The 20,219-nt window shown below is 38.8% G+C and carries 14 protein-coding genes and 3 tRNA genes; 5 read left to right on the forward strand and 12 right to left on the reverse strand.

Annotation, left to right across the window (positions count from 1 at the left end; all coding sequences use genetic code 11):
- Nucleotides 1-565: 565 nt before the first annotated feature.
- From RMY00_RS21260 to RMY00_RS21270, 3 genes are all read left to right on the forward strand, one after another.
- The gene (locus tag RMY00_RS21260) at nucleotides 566-1,525 is read left to right on the forward strand and encodes a ribonuclease Z (protein WP_322649442.1); all 960 of its coding nucleotides are present in this window, start codon (nucleotides 566-568) and stop codon (nucleotides 1,523-1,525) included.
- Between the two features lie 548 nt (nucleotides 1,526-2,073).
- Entirely contained in the window at nucleotides 2,074-4,287 is a 2,214-nt protein-coding gene (locus tag RMY00_RS21265; protein WP_322649443.1) for a polysaccharide biosynthesis tyrosine autokinase, read from the forward strand.
- A gap of 509 nt (nucleotides 4,288-4,796) precedes the next feature.
- Entirely contained in the window at nucleotides 4,797-5,942 is a 1,146-nt protein-coding gene (locus tag RMY00_RS21270) for a SpoIID/LytB domain-containing protein (protein ID WP_322649444.1), read from the forward strand.
- 100 nt (nucleotides 5,943-6,042) lie between these two features.
- On the opposite strand, the gene RMY00_RS21275 is transcribed toward RMY00_RS21270, so the two are convergent.
- Nucleotides 6,043-7,341, reverse strand: coding sequence for a hypothetical protein (locus RMY00_RS21275; protein WP_322649445.1), 1,299 nt, complete (start codon nucleotides 7,339-7,341; stop codon nucleotides 6,043-6,045).
- A 217-nt stretch (nucleotides 7,342-7,558) separates the two neighbouring features.
- Here RMY00_RS21275 and RMY00_RS21280 point away from each other — a divergent pair, with 217 nt between their 5' ends.
- On the forward strand, nucleotides 7,559-8,038 hold the full coding sequence (locus tag RMY00_RS21280; protein ID WP_322649446.1) for a hypothetical protein: 480 nt from the start codon (nucleotides 7,559-7,561) through the stop codon (nucleotides 8,036-8,038).
- Between the two features lie 88 nt (nucleotides 8,039-8,126).
- On the opposite strand, the gene RMY00_RS21285 is transcribed toward RMY00_RS21280, so the two are convergent.
- The 11 genes from RMY00_RS21285 to murA form a co-directional block, all read right to left on the reverse strand.
- A tRNA-Gln gene (locus RMY00_RS21285) sits at nucleotides 8,127-8,198 on the reverse strand.
- A gap of 529 nt (nucleotides 8,199-8,727) precedes the next feature.
- Nucleotides 8,728-9,573 carry an FAD-binding protein gene (locus RMY00_RS21290; protein ID WP_322649447.1) on the reverse strand — a complete coding sequence of 282 codons (846 nt, stop codon included), beginning with the start codon at nucleotides 9,571-9,573 and terminating at the stop codon, nucleotides 8,728-8,730.
- A 148-nt stretch (nucleotides 9,574-9,721) separates the two neighbouring features.
- On the reverse strand, nucleotides 9,722-10,837 hold the full coding sequence (locus tag RMY00_RS21295) for a polysaccharide pyruvyl transferase family protein (RefSeq protein WP_322649448.1): 1,116 nt from the start codon (nucleotides 10,835-10,837) through the stop codon (nucleotides 9,722-9,724).
- A gap of 129 nt (nucleotides 10,838-10,966) precedes the next feature.
- Nucleotides 10,967-12,448, reverse strand: coding sequence for a lipopolysaccharide biosynthesis protein (locus RMY00_RS21300; RefSeq protein WP_322649449.1), 1,482 nt, complete (start codon nucleotides 12,446-12,448; stop codon nucleotides 10,967-10,969).
- Between the two features lie 468 nt (nucleotides 12,449-12,916).
- Nucleotides 12,917-13,714 carry a WecB/TagA/CpsF family glycosyltransferase gene (locus RMY00_RS21305; protein WP_322649450.1) on the reverse strand — a complete coding sequence of 266 codons (798 nt, stop codon included), beginning with the start codon at nucleotides 13,712-13,714 and terminating at the stop codon, nucleotides 12,917-12,919.
- 521 nt (nucleotides 13,715-14,235) lie between these two features.
- Complete coding sequence (locus tag RMY00_RS21310) at nucleotides 14,236-14,574, reverse strand: hypothetical protein (RefSeq protein ID WP_322649451.1); 339 nt, start codon at nucleotides 14,572-14,574, stop codon at nucleotides 14,236-14,238.
- Between the two features lie 33 nt (nucleotides 14,575-14,607).
- A tRNA-Leu gene (locus tag RMY00_RS21315) sits at nucleotides 14,608-14,691 on the reverse strand.
- 108 nt (nucleotides 14,692-14,799) lie between these two features.
- The gene (locus RMY00_RS21320) at nucleotides 14,800-15,924 is read right to left on the reverse strand and encodes an alpha-hydroxy acid oxidase (protein ID WP_322649452.1); all 1,125 of its coding nucleotides are present in this window, start codon (nucleotides 15,922-15,924) and stop codon (nucleotides 14,800-14,802) included.
- A gap of 84 nt (nucleotides 15,925-16,008) precedes the next feature.
- Complete coding sequence (locus RMY00_RS21325) at nucleotides 16,009-16,938, reverse strand: hypothetical protein (RefSeq protein ID WP_322649453.1); 930 nt, start codon at nucleotides 16,936-16,938, stop codon at nucleotides 16,009-16,011.
- A gap of 189 nt (nucleotides 16,939-17,127) precedes the next feature.
- Nucleotides 17,128-18,006: a M48 family metallopeptidase gene (locus tag RMY00_RS21330; RefSeq protein ID WP_190733027.1), complete on the reverse strand. Its 879-nt coding sequence runs from the start codon at nucleotides 18,004-18,006 to the stop codon at nucleotides 17,128-17,130.
- Nucleotides 18,007-18,330: 324 nt separating this feature from the next.
- Nucleotides 18,331-19,698, reverse strand: coding sequence for a UDP-N-acetylglucosamine 1-carboxyvinyltransferase (murA, locus tag RMY00_RS21335; RefSeq protein WP_322649570.1), 1,368 nt, complete (start codon nucleotides 19,696-19,698; stop codon nucleotides 18,331-18,333).
- A 393-nt stretch (nucleotides 19,699-20,091) separates the two neighbouring features.
- Here murA and RMY00_RS21340 point away from each other — a divergent pair.
- Nucleotides 20,092-20,173 (forward strand) — tRNA-Leu (locus tag RMY00_RS21340).
- Nucleotides 20,174-20,219: the final 46 nt, after the last annotated feature.

Consider the following 20,219-nt stretch of genomic DNA (forward strand, 5'->3'; position numbering starts at 1 on the left):
TTCTTAAACTAAAGCCTTCTCAAATAACTTTGAGATGGCTTTTGTTTTCCGGAAAATCATTGGGATAAAAATATAGGACTTACGCACCGTACATAAGTACTACACGCAATTTGGGTATTTTAACCGTGTTTAGCACTCAGCGATGTCTACGACGGGCTATTCGACGTCGCAAATATGCAAATAAATCGGGGTTATCCGAAGCGCCTGAAACGACCAAAAACCGTAATTTATATTATGGTTAATTTGTACAGTGCGTAAGTCCTATATTTATTAGAAAAAAATCGGTCTTGTATTTTTTATTAGAAAATAATCGCGCGATGCCTACAGAGGGCGGAGTCATCGCAGGCTATACAAAAGCTTTAGAATTCATAAATGGCAAAAGTTTTCGGAGAGTGACAAAAGAGGGACAAATTAAGCTTTTTAGGGATTTTTGCGTAAGCCCTATAATCTTTATTAGGTGTTAGTTTTAAAAAAGCGACTTCCTCTTAAAAGTATTTTGCTTATTAAGCGTGTCACTATAGACTATAGAGCAGCAAATTGAGCAATAGGAAGATTAAAAAACGCTGTGCAGATAACATTCTTAGGCACGAGTTCCGGTGTACCCACGCGATCGCGTAATGTTTCGAGTGTCGCTTTGAGATTACCCCAAAGGGCAGAACTGTGGTTATTCGACTGTGGCGAAGGCACACAACATCAAATTATCCGGAGTGAACTGAAAATTAGCCAACTCTCGCGAATTTTTATTACTCACATGCACGGCGACCACATCTTTGGCTTGATGGGACTTCTTGCTACTTGCGGTTTAGCTGGGAATGTAGAACGAATTGATATATATGGCCCACCTGGATTAAATGATTACATTCAAGCCGCCTCTCGTTACTCTTACACACACTTTTCTTATCCTATTAAAGTCCATGCCATCCGTCCAGGGGTAATTTATGAGGACAATGACTTTACCGTAAGCTGCGGTAATTTGCATCATCGCATTACAGCTTTCGGCTACCGCGTAGCCGAAAAAGACCGATCAGGACGCTTTGATGTAGAAAAAGCCAAGGCGTTGCAAATTCCTCCTGGTCGGGTTTATGGTCAACTTAAGCGCGGTGAAAGAGTGACGCTTGCGGATGGACGAGTGATTGATGGCACTCAATTATGTGGCCCTACAGAAATTGGTCGAAAAATTGCCTATTGCACAGACACAATTTATTGTGATGGGGCAGTGGAATTGGCAAAAGATGCAGATGTATTAATTCACGAAGCAACCTTTGCTCATCAAGATGCAGACATGGCTTTTCAGAGGTTGCATTCCACAACCACAATGGCAGCGCAAACAGCTTTGACCGCTGGGGCACATCGACTGATTATGAGTCATTTCAGTCCCCGCTACGCCCCTGGCAATACCTTGGAATTGAAGGATCTTCTTCAGGAAGCCCGTGCTATTTTTCCTTGTACTGACATGGCTTATGATTTCATGATTCATGAAGTCCCCAGGCGGCGCGAAGTAGAGTTAACTAAGGTAGGCGTTTAAATTTTAGATTTTAGATTAAATCCTTCTAATCTAAGATTAACCAGGCTCTATCTTGAAGTTTAATAGTCTAACTCATAACGTCCAGCAAATAGATAGCAGTTTAGTTTGAGGAGAATGTCAATTAGTTAGTCAGTAATTTACGGTATACCAAGTGTATTAATGATCTACAAATACTATGGTTTAGATATTCTTCTTAATGTTTTTCTTGTATTACAAGTTATTTAAATAACTTTAATAGTATATTAATGTTGTATATCAGAGAGCTTTCTACTTAAATGCTTAGGTAAAATAATCAATTTTTAGTAAAAACTTTTCCTCCTTAAATAAAATATTCATTAAAAATTTATTCTTCTAACACTGATTAAGAATTCACATGCATGAATTGATCAGCATGAAAGCACCAGTTGGCATAATATTGTGCCAAGTGAGCTTGTCATTCTTGGAAGAATAGTTAAGTATGCTATTGCGGCTATAGATGTAAAAACATTTAACATTTCTTATAAATCTTCCAAATCAATATAGTGTTTCGATATTAGAGGAGTTTGATAGTGGCTAAGACTAGTCTGGATCAAGAGCAACAAATTACTACTTCAGCACAAGGCGCAGTTGACATCAGACAACTATCTACTATTTTGCTTCGCCGACGTTTGCTGATCTTGGGGGTTTCTTGTGTAGTTATGTCAGCTGCTAGCCTCTTAGCTTTCATTGCCAAACCTACTTACCAGAGCAATATGCAGATATTGGTGAATTCCAATTTATCTGAAGGCACACAGTCAAATAATATCCCACCAATAGAAGACACCAACGTTACCGATCGCAATTCTCAAGTTGTTGATTCCACTACTCAGATGAAACTCATGCTGAGTTCTAAGTTGCTTCAGAAAGCCGTAGATTTAATTAATCCTGATTATCCTGATGTTACCTTAGAGTATATCAATGGTCAAACAGAACAGAGCAAAAAATCACCTCTACAAGTGGCTCCAGAAGAGGGAGGTATAGGAGCTAATAAAGTTTATAGTCAAGTATTTAAAGTTTCTTTCAATGATGACGATCCACTCAAAACACAGAGAGTACTTCAAGCTCTACAAAAAGTCTATCAAAACTACAATAAAGAACAACAAAAAGAACGTCTAAATCAAGGATTGGCTTTTGTAAATGCTCGCCTACCTGAAATAAAAAAAGAAGTGAGTAAAGCTGATAAAAATTTGGAACAGTTTCGCAAAAAACATAAATTACTCGATCCCGAAATCCAAAGTAAAATCCTGCTAGAATCTCTAGCTGATATTCAACAACAACTACAAAGTACTCGTGCTCACCTTCAGGATGTAAACGCCCGTTACGATAATCTAGATCAACAAATAGCCTCTTCGTCTCAGCAAAATGCACTATTTTCTTCTCGTTTAAATCAGTCAAGTCGTTACCAAACATTATTAAGTGAAATTCAAAAAACTGAACTAGCTTTGGCTAAAGAACGGCTGCGCTATACAGACGATTACCCATCAGTACAGAAACTCAAGCAGCAGCGCCAAAGTCAACTGTTGCTATTACGACAAGAAGTGAAAACTATTACTACTAGCAGTAAGGGAGAACCGCTTTTAAAAGATCAAATGCTAGGGGTTGAGCCAAAGCTAGTAGACGAGCTAATTTTACTACGGACAACTATCTTAGGACTGACTGCTAATGAAAAGAATCTAACCGAGTCAGAACAGCGACTTCGCTCTGAGTTAAACAAATACCCAAGCTTAATAGCAGAGTATAACCGTCTGCTGCCAAAGGTGGAAACTAGTCGTAAAACCCTTGAACAATTACTCCAAGCACAACAGTCTTTGGGTTTGAAAATTTCTCAGGAAGGATATAGCTGGCAAATTTTGACAGAACCTGCTCTGGGTAATTACATAGGGAGCAAAAAATTATTATTTTTGGTTGGAGGGGCGATAATTGGGCCGATTCTAGGTATTTTAGCAGCCCTGATTTTAGAAAAGTTTAATGACGCTATTTATTGTGTTGGAGATTTAAAGAAACTGACAAATCTACGTGTATTGGGGTCAGTACCAAAACTACCGTCATGTAATGTTAAAAAGCGACGGCTGTCCCTGCCTTGGAATGAGCGACGAACTTCAGATTACTCTATAGTAGAAGCCAGTACTAGATTACCTGTCCATGAAACCCTGGACATGATCTACCAAAATATTCAAATATTAAAATATCCCTTACCCTTCAAGTCATTAATGTTGACTTCAGCACTACCAGGGGAAGGGAAGACAACTTTAGTATTAGGGCTTGTAGCTAGCGCTACCCGAATGCATCGACGGGTATTAGTTATTGATGCTAATTTACATAATCCTAGCTTGCACAAAATCCTAGAACTATCCAATGACTGGGGACTATCTTTGTTATTACTTGATGAGACGACAACTCATTTTCAAGATTACATCCAGCCTATTCACCCTTGCATTGATATTTTGACTGCTGGGCCTGAAGCAGAGGACACGGTGAAGTTGCTCAGTTCTCAACGGATGAAAGAACTAATTGAGTTGTTTGAGCAAAATTATGATTTAGTATTAATAGATACATCATGTATTTTAAGTACAGTTGATGCCAGAATTGTGGCAGCTTTTTGCAATGGGATCGTAATGGTAGAACGCATGGGGAAAGTGACACAAACTGAACTAATTCAAGCAACAGAAATTTTGAGTAAATTGAATTTAATTGGAATTATCGCAAATGAAGTGAGCAATTCTAAAAATTTATTGGCATCCTAGGCTGAAGAAGACTCAGGGAAATTAGTCTTTATGTCCTCTTTTAGAGGATGCCTGCACCGTGAAGTGTCATAATCGGTATTTACTGAAATAGAAAAGTTAAACAAGAATAAAACCAGACAGATACATCTCTGCCTTTTCTTCAATGCGATCGCCTAAATATGGTTTTCTCTCCGATAATTCCCCTTAAAAAATGAGACTTCTTAATTACGCAACAAGTCTGCTAAATACTGATACAAAATTGCGATCGCAGGCTGCTGACAACAGTTGCTCAAGGGTAAGATCACTGACTTCTTTAGCTAATTTTAAGTTTTGGATTGAAGATTCAAAATTTAACTTAGGTCTAAGGGCAAGCAAATTTGTTTGTGAAACAAAATTACCCTATAGCTTAAGCAAAATGCATAATTAGTAGGAGGTGGCAACCTCCTACGTTGGAGAACTGTCTCATCTTAAAGTAGTAGACGCCATAGTTCGGAGCGTCAATTAGATACTAATGTGATTAGATGATCAGCATGAAGTTCCAACTTTACTTAGGCTTTTTATTTTCCCAGGTTAAAGTACGTCATTGGTGGGTAAGTGTCCTCTTGTGGATTGCTTTGGTTGCCCCAGCTCAAGCGTCTGTAATTCTGCGCGTGGCAATTGAGAGGGGCGTTAATCAGGTAAAAGTGGGTAGTTCAACCACTGGGATTGTCAAGGATAGTACTGGCCGGACTCTCGGGCAGTTGCCAGCGATGAGTGCATATTATGCCCAGGCTATTCCTGGCGGAGTTGCTTTAGATAAGTGGCAATCTGGTTTATTTTGGATTGAGCCAACAGGTAAAGGATTCGTTTATATTGGCGATCGCTGGTATCGGGGTAGAACTCTGGTTGTTCCCACAGACAAAGGCTTAACGGCTGTTAATTGGGTTGACGATCAAGAGTATCTCTACAGCGTTCTCGGTGGCGAAATGGATGCTAGCTGGCCCCAAGAAGCTTTAAAAGCCCAGGCGATCGCAGCTCGCACCTACGCCCTCTATGAGCGAGAAAAACAACGGAATAATCCCGTTTACGATTTAGGTAATACCCCCGATCGCTGGCAAATTTACAAAGGCGTCATTAGCGAAGCTCCTGCAACTTACAAAGCAGTTGATGAAACAGCAGGACAGGTACTAACTTACAAAAACCGGATTATTCTCTCAGTTTTCCACGCTTGTTCTGGAGGGCATACCGAAAACGTTGAAGACGTTTGGGGAAGCAGCGAACCTTATCTACGTGCTGTTCAAGACTACGATCAAAATATCCGCGAGTGTAATTGGGTAAAAACTTTCTCCCCCAGTGAGATTAGCGCTAAATTTCCTGAAGTTGGCAGTGTGACGGCGATGATTCCAGGGACATACTCACCTTTTGGCAGTGTTAAAGTCTTGAAAATTGTCGGCAACAGAGGCACAAAGGTACTACAGGGCGAAGAAGTGCGAACAGCCCTCAAGTTAAAAAGTACCCGCTTTAACGTCACAAAGGGAGCCGATGGTAGTTTTGTACTTCAAGGGCTTGGCTTCGGTCATGCTTTGGGCATGAGTCAATGGGGGGCATACAATCTAGCTCGACAGGGAGTGAACCACTTGCAAATCTTGGGGCATTATTATCAAGGTGTAGCCTTAACACCAATTCAGGCGAAGTAAAGAAAAAGTTAAGAGTACAGACGCGATTAATCGCGTCTGTACAAGAGTCAGGAGTTTAAATAAATCTTAATTATTCACTCCTCACTCTCAACTCTTCAGTCTATTCCCCACTCCCGCGTTCCAAGCGTTTTTTCCATTCAGCGTCAATTTTTGCGGAACGCTTAACTTCTTGGTCAAGTAAGTCAGTTTCGCTAGAATACACTAAATCTTCGTTGCCGATGACTTTTTCTCCTGCAAATTGTTGGGTATAGTCGATTTTTTGTTGCAAAGCTGCATCAGGACTTGCCAATATCCTTGCTCTGGAAAGGCGATCGCGATTGCGATCGCCTATTTTGCGATTACGCCATTGAATCCAGAAATAACGCAATAGCGGTATAACTAAAAAACCTACTCCATAAGCCAATAGCAACCAATAAATTCCTTGCACAAAAGCTACTAGTCCACCTAATTGCACAGCAATAGTGCCATCTCCCAACAAACTTTTTAGTACTAAAGCACCAACAAAATTTAGTACACCCAACCCAGCACTGAGCATAATTTGTCCTGAACTTGCAGCACTAAAACGCCAGGGAAATTCTTCCAAATGATCTGATATTGCATAACGAGGCTTTTTAACTGCACTTACCTGCAACTCCGGGAAATAATAAACAATTTGCCCCTCTGGACTTACCGATGGTTGCCCATTAAATCGTGTCAGAACAGGCAGCATATAATCTTCGTACTCTCTTGTATATCCTTCGCCAATGTCATCCAAATATGGGGCAATTTGTTCTGCTACCACTGCACCACGGTTATTCCGAATCACCGTAGCAATTTCTTGCCACCGACGTTCTTCTAAGTTGGCGTTAGGATTACCATCGCCAAACAAAAACGAAAACACAGCTTCAAAGAAATTCAGATTGCTTTCTTCTCGCCTTTCACGTCGCCGTTCCTGATAGTGGGCATCATAATTTGGACTAAAATACCAAAATAAATTTGGAAAATAGAAGAACCCCCCACCGCCGTAACTACTGCCCCGATTGTCCCCGTTACGGTCTGAATTGGTAGAGGTAATGATAATGTAGATGGCTATAGTTATCAGGGTGATGGAAAGAATTAAGAAAATCCCAAAAGAAATGCGAATCAGGTAAAACAAAACACTCCAGACCTTTTTCCACCATTCCTGCAATCGTAACCGGAAGTATTTATTACGCAAAATTGCTCGAAAATTTTGTGGAAAAAGGTAAACGATATCACCTGAATCTGCTACTTGCAAATGTCCCCCAGCATCAGATGCCAAGGCTAGTAAGCTTTGATTAGCTTCAGTGACGTTCAATCCTGCCTGGGTTGCCACATCACCAACGGTGACACGATAGCCCAGTTTTTCCACAGCTTGCATGATGGTGGGACTAGGAGCCATTGCTCTCCCTCCTGTTGAAACTTAATTGCCTTTTCTTAAGTATAAAGTTTTATTTGAAGTGACTTGCCAGGAGCAGGGATGAAGCATGAATTATTAAATACAGAAAATACATAAATGAGGAAAACCGACAAGTATATTTACCAATAAATAATCGGACACGCAGTATGTTATAATTACATGCCTCAGCTTGGTTAACCAGCAAATTTTCTGCTCAAATATGGTTCACTATACTCTCGCTCAAAGCCCAGAAATTATCCTTACTGTTTCTGGAAAAGATTCAGCAAAAGCCCGTGATAAAGCAATGGATCAGCTGATGGAACTCATGGATTCAGGAAAGCTACCTACGGAACTAGAAGAAGGATTTGGCCCTCAACAATTAATTGAGGTTAAAGAGTCAACTATTGATACTGCTAGCGGTGAGGATACAATTACACAAGCTGTCCAGGTTCTAAGTAACTTGGCCACACTCAAGCTGAAAGTTCAGGAATCACGATCTGAAGCTTTGGAAATTCGCAAAGCGGTTGATGTTCTGTTCACCGACGAATCGGTGACAGAGGAGGAAATTACTCGACTCAAGGAAGGTTTTAAAGTCCTCAAAAATTTTGCCCAAGCTAATGTGCGTTACCAAGAAGCACGATCTAAAGCAGAACAGGCTCGGCAGACTCTGGATCAAGCTCTCAAATCGCCTGACAAGTAACATTTACAAACTTAGATGCATTGAGATGCATCTTAAAAATTTAATTAAACATCTAAAAGACAGGTTGTTATGCCTGTCTTTTGGTTTACTGGGGCGCTAGGATTCGAACCTAGGGATGGCGGGACCAAAACCCGCTGCCTTACCACTTGGCTACGCCCCAACGACTTTACCCTACTTAATATAGCAGTTAGATATAGGTTATTGTCAAGTACTTTTATAATTAATTTCAGACAAAGGATTTTTGCAGCAGAAGATTGATTAGTTTAAATTCCTACGTTCAAGTTAAGTTTACGCAAACAGGCAAAGGCAGGAAATTTAACGAGGATAATACCTATGATACCTTTGCATCTAAATCTGCTCTGTTTAAGTATAAAAGCCTTTGGGAAGGTAACAACAGTATATACTTATACTAAAAATTAATTTTTTGATTTCTCTTATCTTATCCAGAGCTTGTTGCTAAAGTGCCATTAGCTGCTAATATATTTGCTTCAGTAACATATTTAGACTTGCTTTAGAAGGTAAAGCAATTACTTCATCCTCTACAATTTCTACGATGTTACCTATATATGAATATCAGTACAGCTAGACCACAGGCAAAAGCTTCAGCGATAGTTAAAGTTATAGATATAACTTAACTTTCGCAAAAAACTCAAAGTTTAAGCATTATGTAGTATTTTGACAGCAATTAATTAATCAATGATAATTAGTTCAAGAGCAATTTTTTGTCGAGTTATAAAATGCAAAATTTTAGCTATTTTAATCAGCATAATTATTGGATAGCTACTTTGTGATTTAGCGAGTATCCAGTTACTAGTTTTAGCTGAAAACATAGCTTTACCTATAGATAGACCTTTGAGCTTTTCAAGTATTGCAAAGTTAGCAGCTTTGAATACTGAGCCACAGTTAGGTGCTGTATTATCTTGATGTTCTTTTGCCCAAATTTGCCTTGAAGTTAAAGGATTTTCGGTGAATTTTGTTGGTTCAAACTTGAAAATTGCACTCAATATCAGTTTTGAGTGTATACCAGTAAACATAGTTTCTCGATAGTCTCGTATTATTTGACTATTTTCAAGTGTTTTTATACATCCATCCTCAAAAAAGGTTACACTTTCAACAAAGTCGTATATTGTACATCCATGTTGTTTTCCTCTCCCAGCATTCATTGCTAACGCACCACCAATAGTTGCTGGTACAGATGCAAGATAATAGAAAGAATTTAGGGAGTTTTGATAGCAATACTTTAATACTTCCATCACTGAAGTAGAAGAAGATACTTCAAGTCTGTTATTAGGTAAAAGATTTGTGTACTTAGGTAGTTTATTTTTCAGTATCAATGATTGGATATTCTTTTTAACAAACAACGTGTTAGAACCATTTCCAATTATATAAACTTTTACTTTGTTTTCTTTGGCCCAATTACAGTACTCCTGAAGGTCATCTACGCTATTGATCTCTCCTACTCGCTCAAAGTAATGTTGTGTTCTGTAGTGCGAAAGACTATTTGATGTTAAAGACTCAATCTTTAAATTAGACATCTTAACTCTTTCTACTCCTTTTTAATTTTTCATAAAGATAAACAAAACAGTTTGCTTGTCATTGTTGCAAACACGGTACAGCCATAAAATACTTTATTTTTAAAAGATTTATTATTCTTTATTTTGCTTTCCTTCAAAATTACTTTTACTATTCATCGCTCTTTTGTAAAATAGCTTCAATTAAATGCTTTTTTGATTCTATAATTTTCGATTCCACTATACTAGATACTGATTCATAGTTAATATCAAAGATTTCCTTACTGAATAATTGAGATTTTAACTTCTCCGAAAATATCCGGTTTGTTAAACCAAAATCATTAAGCAAATCTCTTACCTTATTCGATTTATCACTAGGAAGAAATACTGTAAAAGGTTTATGGAAAATAATAGAAAATACAGTGCCGTGAAAAGTATTAGTTATTATGTAAGATGCTTCACTATGTAATCCAATCCACTTTTTTGGACTAGCACTTTCTAAATTTATTTGTGCTAACGGTTCATCTCTACCGACTGAAACTATAGTTAGATTTTGTTCTTCTGCTAGAAATTTTATAAACTCTTGTTCCTCTTCTTGTATGTCAGCTTGAACATACAATAGAAGATATTTATTTTTTATTTTTGGATAATCTTTAAGTGTGTCATATTTAATTAAAAAAGTAGGATCTAAAACTTTTATCGCTTTTTTATTGCATTCATTAGCAATAATTTCTATACTATTAGAATCACGAACTAAAATGGTTTGAAACTCATTAATCAATGTATATATTTCTTTTTGATAAGGCCCTAATTTTGTCGTATTACCAAAGCTTGCTGCATAACTTATTTTACGAGTAGTTTTATTGCTAACAAAATCTAAAAAGAAAGAAGAATTATAACCTCTAAAGGAATCTATACACCATATTTGGTCACTGCCACATATTACTACATCATATTTATCATGATAGTATTTCAAGCCTTTTTTATCATAAATTTTCTTATGACTTAACTTAACATGAGAAAGCAGGAAGCGTCTCATTTTCCATTTTCTTGAAATATAAATTAAAGATTTTTCATTAATCCGAATCTTTTTACTTTTGCTAGTGCTAGATTTTACGCTTTTGATCGGAAGTAAAGCTCTGAAATACATCCATGCTATTTTAAAAGGTCGATAATCTATTATTTCAACATCATAACCTTGACTGTTAAGAAAACTCCAAAGAGCACAAGCCTGGAGTGTTGCTCCATAATTGTCTACATGGTGAAAAGTTATGATTCCTATTTTCATTTTTCCTCCCTTTGATAAACTATGAATTAAGATTAGATAGATTTAATTTTTTCATTAAATTAACATAGCTTGAAATATATTAAATTAATTCATAAATATATATTGAAATCGTTATTATACACAATAAATTTATACTTTTGTTTTGATTTTGATATTCAAACTTTCTCCTAATTCAAGTATACGTCTGAAAAGTTTAGGCGATATTACTGAGAGAGTAAGAATATAAATAGACATTCCGAATATCCCTGCAATAGCTAGTAACATCCATGCTTCAAGAAATTTTCCTAAGAAATATTTAGTAGTTAATATAGTTATGACCATTGCTCCAGAAGCTACTAAAGGTACTATGTATAAACGCAGATAGTTGTTTAAGTTTATCTTAACAAGTTTATTAATAGCTAATAACGAAATAGGTAATATGAGGTAACCACGAACTACATAAGCAGAAGCAACTGCTACAATACCTAATCTTACTACCAAAGCAAAACCAATAACATTAGTAACTGTATTTATCACTTGTATCCATAGCCTCCATGAAGGTTTGCCTAGTGCTAGAATTACAGAGTTGTTATAAAAGAAAATTAGATGAACAGGACCAATAAGAGATAGTATTTGCAATACTGGAATGCTCTGAATCCACTGCTCACCAAAAAATACTTTTATAAACTCAGTTGCTAATACTGGTACACAAAGAAATATTGGGAAGGCAATGAGACTTGTGAACTGAGTAGCTGTATAGAAAGCATTTAGTAATCGTTCTGGTTCTGCCTGTAACCTAGAAAATATTGGTAGTGCAACTTTAGTTGTAGTACTGATTAAAACCTGCATCATTACTAGCAGCAATTTATAGGCAACCGAGTAATAACCTAATGCAACTAGTCCTAGATAGTAGCCAATTAGTAAGTCATCGGCTCGACGATTAAAAAAGTTAATTATATTAAACGCAGATATATTAATTCCAAAGTTAAAAAGTTCTTTAACATGTATGTTAGAAAATTGGAATCCTGGTCGCCAATCGCTAACTCGCCACAAGACTATAACCTGTATAAAACTACCTGATAGTTGTTGACCTACAAGGCTCCAAACGCCGAAGCCTAAAAAAGCCATCCAAACGCCAACTATTCCACCTATTATTACTGCCAATAGTGAGCGGATTGCTAAACTTTTAAAGGCAAACTTACGTTCAAGAACCGCTTGCTGTACGCTGCTTAGTCCATTAAATATAAAACTTATAGATAAGCATTGAATAATTGGTACTAACTGCGGCTGTTTAAAGAAATCTGCTGTTAATCCAGCACCAGCAACACTTAATACAGTTAAAAGTACACTGATTCCTAAAGTTGTCCAGAAAGCAGTGTCTAAATGCTCTGAATCTATCTCTTGACGTTGGATAATTGCTACAGAGAATCCTTGATCGACAAAAATTTGTACAAATTCAATAAATATAGATGCTAAAGCAATTAAACCAAAAGTTTCTGGATTAAGTAAACGAGCTAGAATAAAGAAAACAACTAAAGAGACTCCTTGGCGTCCCCAACTTTCTATAACTGTCCAAATTACGCTTTTGACAGCTTTCTGTCGTAAGTTTGATGAATCTTTAGATGATTCCATTACCTAGTTTACCGATGAAAGAACCTAGAGTATATAGCTTTGATATTGCTAGCTATGAGCATGTGAGTTATTTATTTTCACGCTAATCAACTACACCTTATTTTATTTAGGTTTTAGTTATAATCAAGATTTTTTACTCAGAAAATAACATAAAAACTAAGTAAGGCAATGATTATCGTGAAGAAAATATTTTTTAGCTTAAGTAATTCTTCATAGAAGAGTCTACCACAATCTTCTCCTAAATTTGCAGTAATTCAAGAAACTATTAGCATAAAATTTACTCATAAGCCAGCCTATTGAATTTTTATATAAAACGACATGTTACTTATACTTTATAGTTTTGAGTGGTATATAAGTTTGCTAATCAGTGGTTAAGACAACATCAAATTTTTGCTTTTTTGGTTACTGAGTTTATATGTATCTTAATAATGTTGTGTTCCACAGAATACATGTTAGCTTTGCTTTTTCTTAATCCCCAGTCTCGTGAAGGAAGACTGCTGCAATACGACTTGATGATAATAGTTGCTTCATCGCTAGCCATATAAATAGTGGAATAGTTTTAGCGTAGCGGCCGCAAAGTCGGCGTGGTTCTTGAATCCATCGATACAGCCATTCAAGGCCTAAGTCTCGAACTACGCGGGGTGCCCGCTTGTGAATTCCTGCATAAACTGGGAAAACTCCACCCAGTCCAATCATTACAGCTTGTATTTTACCTTTATGTTGAGCTATCCAATTTTCTTGCTTAGGGCATCCTAGAGATACTAATACAGCGCTAGCACCACTAGAGTTAATCTTTTGAACCAAAGCTTCGTCTTCAATTTCTGTCAGAGGGCGAAAGGGTAGAGGTTCCATCGCCGCAATATTCATCTGCGGAAATTCCTGTTCTAACCTTTTTCGCATCCGAGAAAGAACTTCTGTTTGGGAACCCACAAAGAAAATACTAAGATTTTGTGTTTGAGTTAGGTGACACAATGCTAGAAAGATATCCATTCCTGCCACACGGTCTTGATGAAGCGCTCCCATCTTTCGCATCATCCATACCAGAGGCATACCATCAGGAGTAACTATGTCTGCATTTCGTAGTACGCTAGCAAACGCTGGATTCCAATGAGCTTCAATGAGCATGTGTACATTGGCTACATATACAGTTTTACTTTCACGTCTCCTTGCCCACTTCAGCATTGTTTGTACTTGAGCGTCAAAGCGTAAAGCAGTAATGGGAAAATCCAGTACTTTTTTAGTAGGTAGAAGCACTCTTGCCACCATCAATAACTCCTGTGTCCAAGAAAAAAATCCATAGATTACCTAGACCATTCCGAATATTTAATAATTCAGATGAAATTACTCCTGACTTTTTGTAGCCTTGTGTGATCGTTGGAAGTTAACACATGGAGATGCAATTGCTTTCTTAATATACTTTTTTTTGACTTAACTGTTAAATTAGAACTATTTTGCTGCTGTGTCCTAGTTTACTGTTTTAAGCTAGGGATTTCAGACGCTACCTGACAAAATTCATACTTCCTTCATAATTAATTTTTAGTTTGTTCATCCAAGCATTACAATTGCGAGAAATTTCTACAAAGATTCGTAGTGCTTTATACTCGCTTTAACTACATAAGGTGAAATACCAGACACTCAGCTTGCCGATTGGATATGTAAATATGCGCTTAAGAGGTTTAATTCAAATTAGTATATTTTAAAGAATGGCTAATAGTTTTTTATTGTGACTTTCCAAACTTATTACAAATTTAATTTAGGGACTGACAAATAGAAAATATTCAATAATTTTATTGTGGGGTGGCGACACGATCGCCATATAAGCTAGGCGTGCTTTTCGGCTCACTCCACAAGATTGGATAATTTATTTGTTGGATTTCCTTTAGTCTATATATTGAAAAATCCCTAAATTTTCTTTTTTTCTGAAATAAAAGCCCAAAAAACAAGGGGAAGATAAACTTATCTTCCCCTGCTTTATTGTTTTTGTTATTTTCTGGCTTGTTAGCTTCTTTGAGTCTTTGCCGTAACATTTGCCTTTGTTTTTTGAGTTGCCTCTTTCTTGCAGAACCGCCTCTACCTTTCTCATTCCTGCCTTCTTTACGGGGAGACTCCCATCTTTTCAGCCGCATAAGTTTTTTATCTTTCTCGTACTTGTTTGCTAGTGGGCAGGAGGAGAATCGAACTCCTATGACCGCAAGGCCGCCACATTTTGAGTGTGGTGCGTCTACCAATTTCGCCACCCGCCCATATATCTAACCTTAACTAGTATACTCTAATTAAGTGATTTTGTAACAAGTCTGAAAATTAATTTTCAAAGTTTTGCTGGAATAATGTAGGTCTAAGAATTTTTAGGCTTACAGGCGTGGCAGGGCCAATAAACTAAGGTCAATATCCTGTAGTTTGGCGCAGCCACTAAGTGCCATTCCCAAATTTAACTCATCTTGTAGCAGTGATATGACATGAGATACGCCAACTTGCCCTGCTACTGCTAGTCCCCATAAAATAGGTCGTCCGATTAGTATGGCTTTTGCTCCTAATGCCAGAGCTTTGAGAATGTCTGTGCCTCTACGGATACCTCCGTCCAACAGTACTTCTACTTTACCATCCACTGCTGCTACTATTTCAGCTAGAGCATCTAAAGAAGCGATCGCACCATCAAGTTGTCTGCCACCATGATTGGAAACAACAATTGCTTTGGCTCCATATTCTACAGCCCGAACAGCATCATCTCCCCGTAAAATTCCTTTGATGACTAAAGGTAATGGAGATAAAGATTGTAACCATTCCAAATCGTCCCAAGTTACTGCTGGGTTTAGCTGTTGGGCAAAATAGGTAAATAATCCAGACTCGCCTTTTTCATGGGAAATATCTAGTCCTGAGATGGTGGCGAGATTAGCCAGATGTAAGTCTGAGGGTAAGGCAAACTCGTTACGTCTATCTCTTTCTCGCTGTCCGAGAACAGGTGCATCTACAGTTAGACAAAGTGCTTTGTAGCCTCCTTTATAAGCTTTTTCTACTAAAGCACGAGTTAATCCTCGATCTTTATGGATGTAAAGCTGGAACCATCGCAGAGAATCTGGAAATTTATCACATGCACTGGCTACTTCTTCAATGCTCTTTGTGGCCATTGTACTTAACACCATGCCCACACCAGCTGATGCCGCAGCTAAAGCCGTGGCAATTTCTCCATCTGGATGAGCTAGACATTGAAAAGCCATCGGCGCAATTAATAAAGGTAGTTGCAGGGGTTGTCCTAAAATGGAGGTAGTGAGATTGCGATCGCTTACATCGACTAGTACACGAGGTCGCAACTTGAGCCTCTCAAAAGCAGCACGATTATCCTGTAGTGTGATTTCGTCCCAAGCACCACTACTATAGTAATCAAGCGTCATTTGAGACAGATGCTCTTTTGCTAGCTTTTCGTACTCAAACAGATTTATGGGTTGAAGAAAACGATGGTCGTTGGGTACAACTGTCATGGTAGAGGCTGTGGGTTAAGCAATGGGATGTTTTTTAATCCAATTAGTAAAGCTGTAAAACCCAGTATCTCCGACTGAGTTCTTCTAAAGGAATCTATTTAATAATTCTTCTTTAGATAGTTGCAGTAATAAAGGAGTAAATTCCTCTGGAGATAATGCCAATAAAGCTTCAGTAATTTCTTGTAGTTCTGCATCTAAAGAGCCAAAACGAACTCTCAACAAATTCTCTATAACATTACGACGTTCTGCTTGAATTCCTTCTTGAATTCCTTCTTGGATTCCTTCTTGAATTCCTTCTTGAATTCCTTCTTGTTTAACTTCTGCTAATTTCTGCTCGTAAATAGGTGATAAACGCATAATTAAATCTCTGTCCTCCTCGTCTATATTTTGATTGAATTCTAAAGTAGTCTTTAAATTCAATAATAAATCAATTGCTTTGGAACGTAAGGGATTATCTTGAGGAAGTGTTTCTAGTTCGTCTATCGCTTGTTGCTGGACTCTTCCCTTACCTAAAATTCTCAACCATAGTGTTTCTTCTGTACATGGTAATTGGTGAATTACCACAATTGCTGTTCTAAAATGATCCCCTAAAAAATTTACTCCTATGCCCCAATTTTCTTCATCTAGGTTAGTTCTAAAACCATCCAATATAGATTCAGAAGCCGTGGGTGATAAAATCCATAAACGTGGTAATTCTGATTCTACAAGCCGATTTTTATCAATTTTAGCTTGACGTTTTAATTCAGCAAAGATATCAAACAATTTATTTATGCAACTGCGGATTTCCGCAATTGTAGCTGCATTTCTAAATGGTTCAATTAATGCAGGTTCAGCCGCAAATTTTCCTAACAACCCCAATTCTATTGTATTTGTCAGTTGGGGCGAAGGTACAAAATAAACATCAATCTCTCGGATTTGAGCCGGAACTTTCCGAATTGTTTCCACTTCTCCCAATGGTTGTAACAATTCTTTAAGATAGTCTTTGGCGAACTGGTCGTAAGGAAACCTGGTCATTAGCTGATTTTTGGGCTGTACCAGTATTTTACATTACAGTGAATCTCTCACAGCTTGGCTAAAAACTTTAGCAAGTGCGATGTCTACGACGGGCTGCGCCAACTCATGAGCGAATCATCTGAAGTATTGTCAGCTAAAACACATCTAATTTAAACAACCAATTTAAACAACCAAATTTCATTACTCGCTCTACCAGTTTCGCCATCCGCCTTTGGGTGCAACTTCATTACTTGTAGACTTCAATCCATGACTTTGGATTAAAGATTGATATTCTGTACTGCTTGCCCAACGGTCGATTTCTCGCGCCCGTAGCACTGGCACTGGATGGGTTAATTGGGCTGTACGGGCAGCTTTGACCATTTCACCTAGTTCGGTCTTGCTAATATCATCGTAAGCGCGGGCTTGGGCAACAAAGGCATCAAGATTCAGTTGTGGCGCTAAGGTAGGGGAACCACCCGCTAGCTTCATCAGCACTGACATGACAACTTTGGGATCTTGGGTTGCTAGTAATGCAGCGCGATCGCAGGTAAACTCAGCACAGCGTACCCATTCTAAAAGTTGTGCCTGTATCGCTTGAGCAACGAAGGTTCCGACATTGGGCACAATCGCCGCAGCTAATATTAATAAATTTACAGGCGTCAAATAAACACTATGGTCACACTTAAGATGTCCCAACTCGTGGGCAATTACTGCCTGTATTTCCTCTGGTGTAAGAATATCAATTAGGGATGTGTGTAATACAACAAACGGCTGCTTACCGCGCACAGCAAAAGTATAGGCGTTAGGAGCCGGATGTTGCCGGACGTACAACTGGGGAGGCTCTATATCCAGGATTTTACAGGCATCTAACAACAGCTTGTATAAATCGGGCAGTTGCTTTTCACCTACTAGAATACTGGAGGCAATATTTTCTACATAGAAAACCTGCTCTGCCATTGGCCCAAGCCAATTTCGCACCAACATATCTATGCCTGGTATTTGCTTAAGCGTTTTGGTAGCTTCCAGGTCTAATGGATGACGAAATGAGTCAGCTTTTAAACCAATTAGCGGGGTTTTAAAGAAGGACATAGTGCAGCAAGCTATAAAAAAACACAACTATGGAATCTGGCTAGTTAGATAAACAGCCTCCCACAGTTAGTATAACGATTTAACTAAGCTGGTCAGAAGGAACAAGGGGAGAAAATTTTACCTTGTCTCCCTCATTCGCCTTGTTCTTGCCTCAGTCTCAACCAAGAGGCAGGGGGCAGGGGGAAATGAAGAAGTAGCCCGGATTTCTCACCAAATCTCTCAAAACCTTGAGCAGGGGAGCAGGGGAGCAGAGGAGAGTTCAATGTGCCAAGTTCAATCCCCTCTGCCCCTCTGCTCCCTTGCCTCTTCTTTTACCTATCAATTTCAAGTTGACAGACTACTGATGGTGGAAGCGACTTCTGCATCTGCTGATACTTCGCCCACGCGGAGGACTTTAGCGCCCAGTTGCTGCAACTTCACATCAAGTCGATCATAGCCGCGATCAAGGTGCTGTAATCCTTGAATTGTGGTTTTTCCTTCTGCCGCCAGTCCTGCTATGACTAGCGCTGCCGATGCTCGCAAGTCTGTACCTAATACTGGTGCGCCAGACAATTTCGGTACTCCCCGAACGAAAGCAGCATTGCCTTTAACACGAATGTCTGCCCCCAAGCGATTTAACTCTGAGGCATGACGCAAGCGATTTTCAAAGACAGATTCGTTAATTACGCTGTCGCCTTCGGCCAATGTCAGCAAAGACATGAACGGCGCTTGCATATCTGTGGGAAAACCTGGATGATATTGAGTTTCAATATCCGTTGCCTTAAGAGTTTCCGCCGATAGAATACGTAAGTGTTCAGGCTTGTCCTCAATTATCGTTACCCCAATATCTCGCAGCTTGGCAATCACTGGTATAAGGTGTTCTGGAGCCACTGGCGAGAGAAGAAGTTCGGAACGGGTAATTGCTGCTGCCAGCAAAAACGTCCCAGCCTCAATGCGATCGGGAATGATACTGTAGTCAACAGAATGCAACTTGGGGACTCCTTCGATAATAATCCTGCTAGTCCCCGCGCCCTTAATCTTCGCTCCCATCGCGTTACAGAAGTTAGCTAAATCAACTACTTCCGGTTCTCTGGCCGCATTTTCGATGATCGTTTCGCCCTCTGCTAGGGTAGCCGCCATCATCAAGTTTTCCGTAGCTCCGACACTAGCGATGTCTAAATAAATCTTCGCACCTTGTAATCTCCGGCTGCTGCCAGGGACGTAGGCATTACAAATGCCATGCTCAATTTGTACTTCCGCTCCCATTGCTTGCAGTCCTCGAACATGCAAGTCAACTGGTCTTGCCCCAATAGCACAACCGCCTGGTAAGGGCATCTGCGCTACTCCCAATCTTGCCAGAATCGCACCAATGGCGAAGAAACTCGCCCTCAGTTGGGTAACTAGTTCGTAGGGAGCTTTTGATGTTTTAATTTCGCTGGCGTTGATGTCTAAAATATCGCCTTGCCGCGTTAAGCTTACACCCAAAGCTGACAATACCTGACCCATCCGGTCTACATCCGCCAATAAGGGAACATTGCGGATACGACAATCGCCCGGACACAGCAAGGCTCCAGCCATGATTACCAGTGCTGCATTTTTTGCCCCGCTAATTTTCACATGACCTCGCAAAGGATGCCCACCCCAGATTTGCAAGACTGAGGAGTCTGCTTCTGGAGCAATTTTGACATCTGGTAAGCTGGTAGAAGGATTGATAAGCCTACCTCCAAAAGTAATACGTATTTTATATGTTTGAAGTTGGTTTTGATTCTACAGTAAAGATTCAAAATGTCCACATTTTAGAGCGGCATATTGCATAAAAAAATTGTTTTTTTGTGAGAAATACAGGCTGTAAATCAGCAACAGCAGGCATTTTGAGAATTTAAGCAAATTAGCAAAGATGAATGAGCAAGTAGTAGTTTTAAGCTAAATTAAATACTCAGTAAAATAACTTAAGTGTTTTCTAAAAATCAATGCTGTACTGTTCAGTTAATATTTTGATTCAACCTAATACCTTGAAAAAGTTTTTTCTAGTCTGAGCCTGTTAAACGAGGCGTTATGCTTTAACTTGACAGAGATAGAAAAATACGTAATAATAAAAAATTGCCAGCGGAACTGGCGGAATTGGCAGACGCGCTAGATTCAGGTTCTAGTGCCGCAAGGCTTCCGGGTTCAAGTCCCGGGTTCCGCATATCAATAGTTTGGATTTTAGATTAATCCAAAAATCCAAAATCCAA

This window comes from Nostoc sp. ChiVER01 (assembly GCF_034531155.1).
In the GTDB taxonomy this organism is placed as follows: Bacteria; Cyanobacteriota; Cyanobacteriia; order Cyanobacteriales; family Nostocaceae; genus Nostoc.

Excerpts from the sequence above, each read along its gene's own strand:
- RMY00_RS21310 (WP_322649451.1), bottom strand. The coding sequence starts at position 14,574 with ATGCGGCTGAAAAGATGGGAGTCTCCCCGTAAAGAAGGCAGGAATGAG.
- RMY00_RS21280 (WP_322649446.1), top strand. The coding sequence starts at position 7,559 with ATGGTTCACTATACTCTCGCTCAAAGCCCAGAAATTATCCTTACTGTT.
- RMY00_RS21290 (WP_322649447.1), bottom strand. The coding sequence starts at position 9,573 with ATGTCTAATTTAAAGATTGAGTCTTTAACATCAAATAGTCTTTCGCAC.
- RMY00_RS21330 (WP_190733027.1), bottom strand. The coding sequence starts at position 18,006 with ATGTCCTTCTTTAAAACCCCGCTAATTGGTTTAAAAGCTGACTCATTT.
- RMY00_RS21300 (WP_322649449.1), bottom strand. The coding sequence starts at position 12,448 with ATGGAATCATCTAAAGATTCATCAAACTTACGACAGAAAGCTGTCAAA.
- RMY00_RS21305 (WP_322649450.1), bottom strand. The coding sequence starts at position 13,714 with ATGGTGGCAAGAGTGCTTCTACCTACTAAAAAAGTACTGGATTTTCCC.
- RMY00_RS21275 (WP_322649445.1), bottom strand. The coding sequence starts at position 7,341 with ATGGCTCCTAGTCCCACCATCATGCAAGCTGTGGAAAAACTGGGCTAT.
- RMY00_RS21320 (WP_322649452.1), bottom strand. The coding sequence starts at position 15,924 with ATGACAGTTGTACCCAACGACCATCGTTTTCTTCAACCCATAAATCTG.
- RMY00_RS21270 (WP_322649444.1), top strand. The coding sequence starts at position 4,797 with ATGAAGTTCCAACTTTACTTAGGCTTTTTATTTTCCCAGGTTAAAGTA.
- RMY00_RS21295 (WP_322649448.1), bottom strand. The coding sequence starts at position 10,837 with ATGAAAATAGGAATCATAACTTTTCACCATGTAGACAATTATGGAGCA.
- RMY00_RS21325 (WP_322649453.1), bottom strand. The coding sequence starts at position 16,938 with ATGACCAGGTTTCCTTACGACCAGTTCGCCAAAGACTATCTTAAAGAA.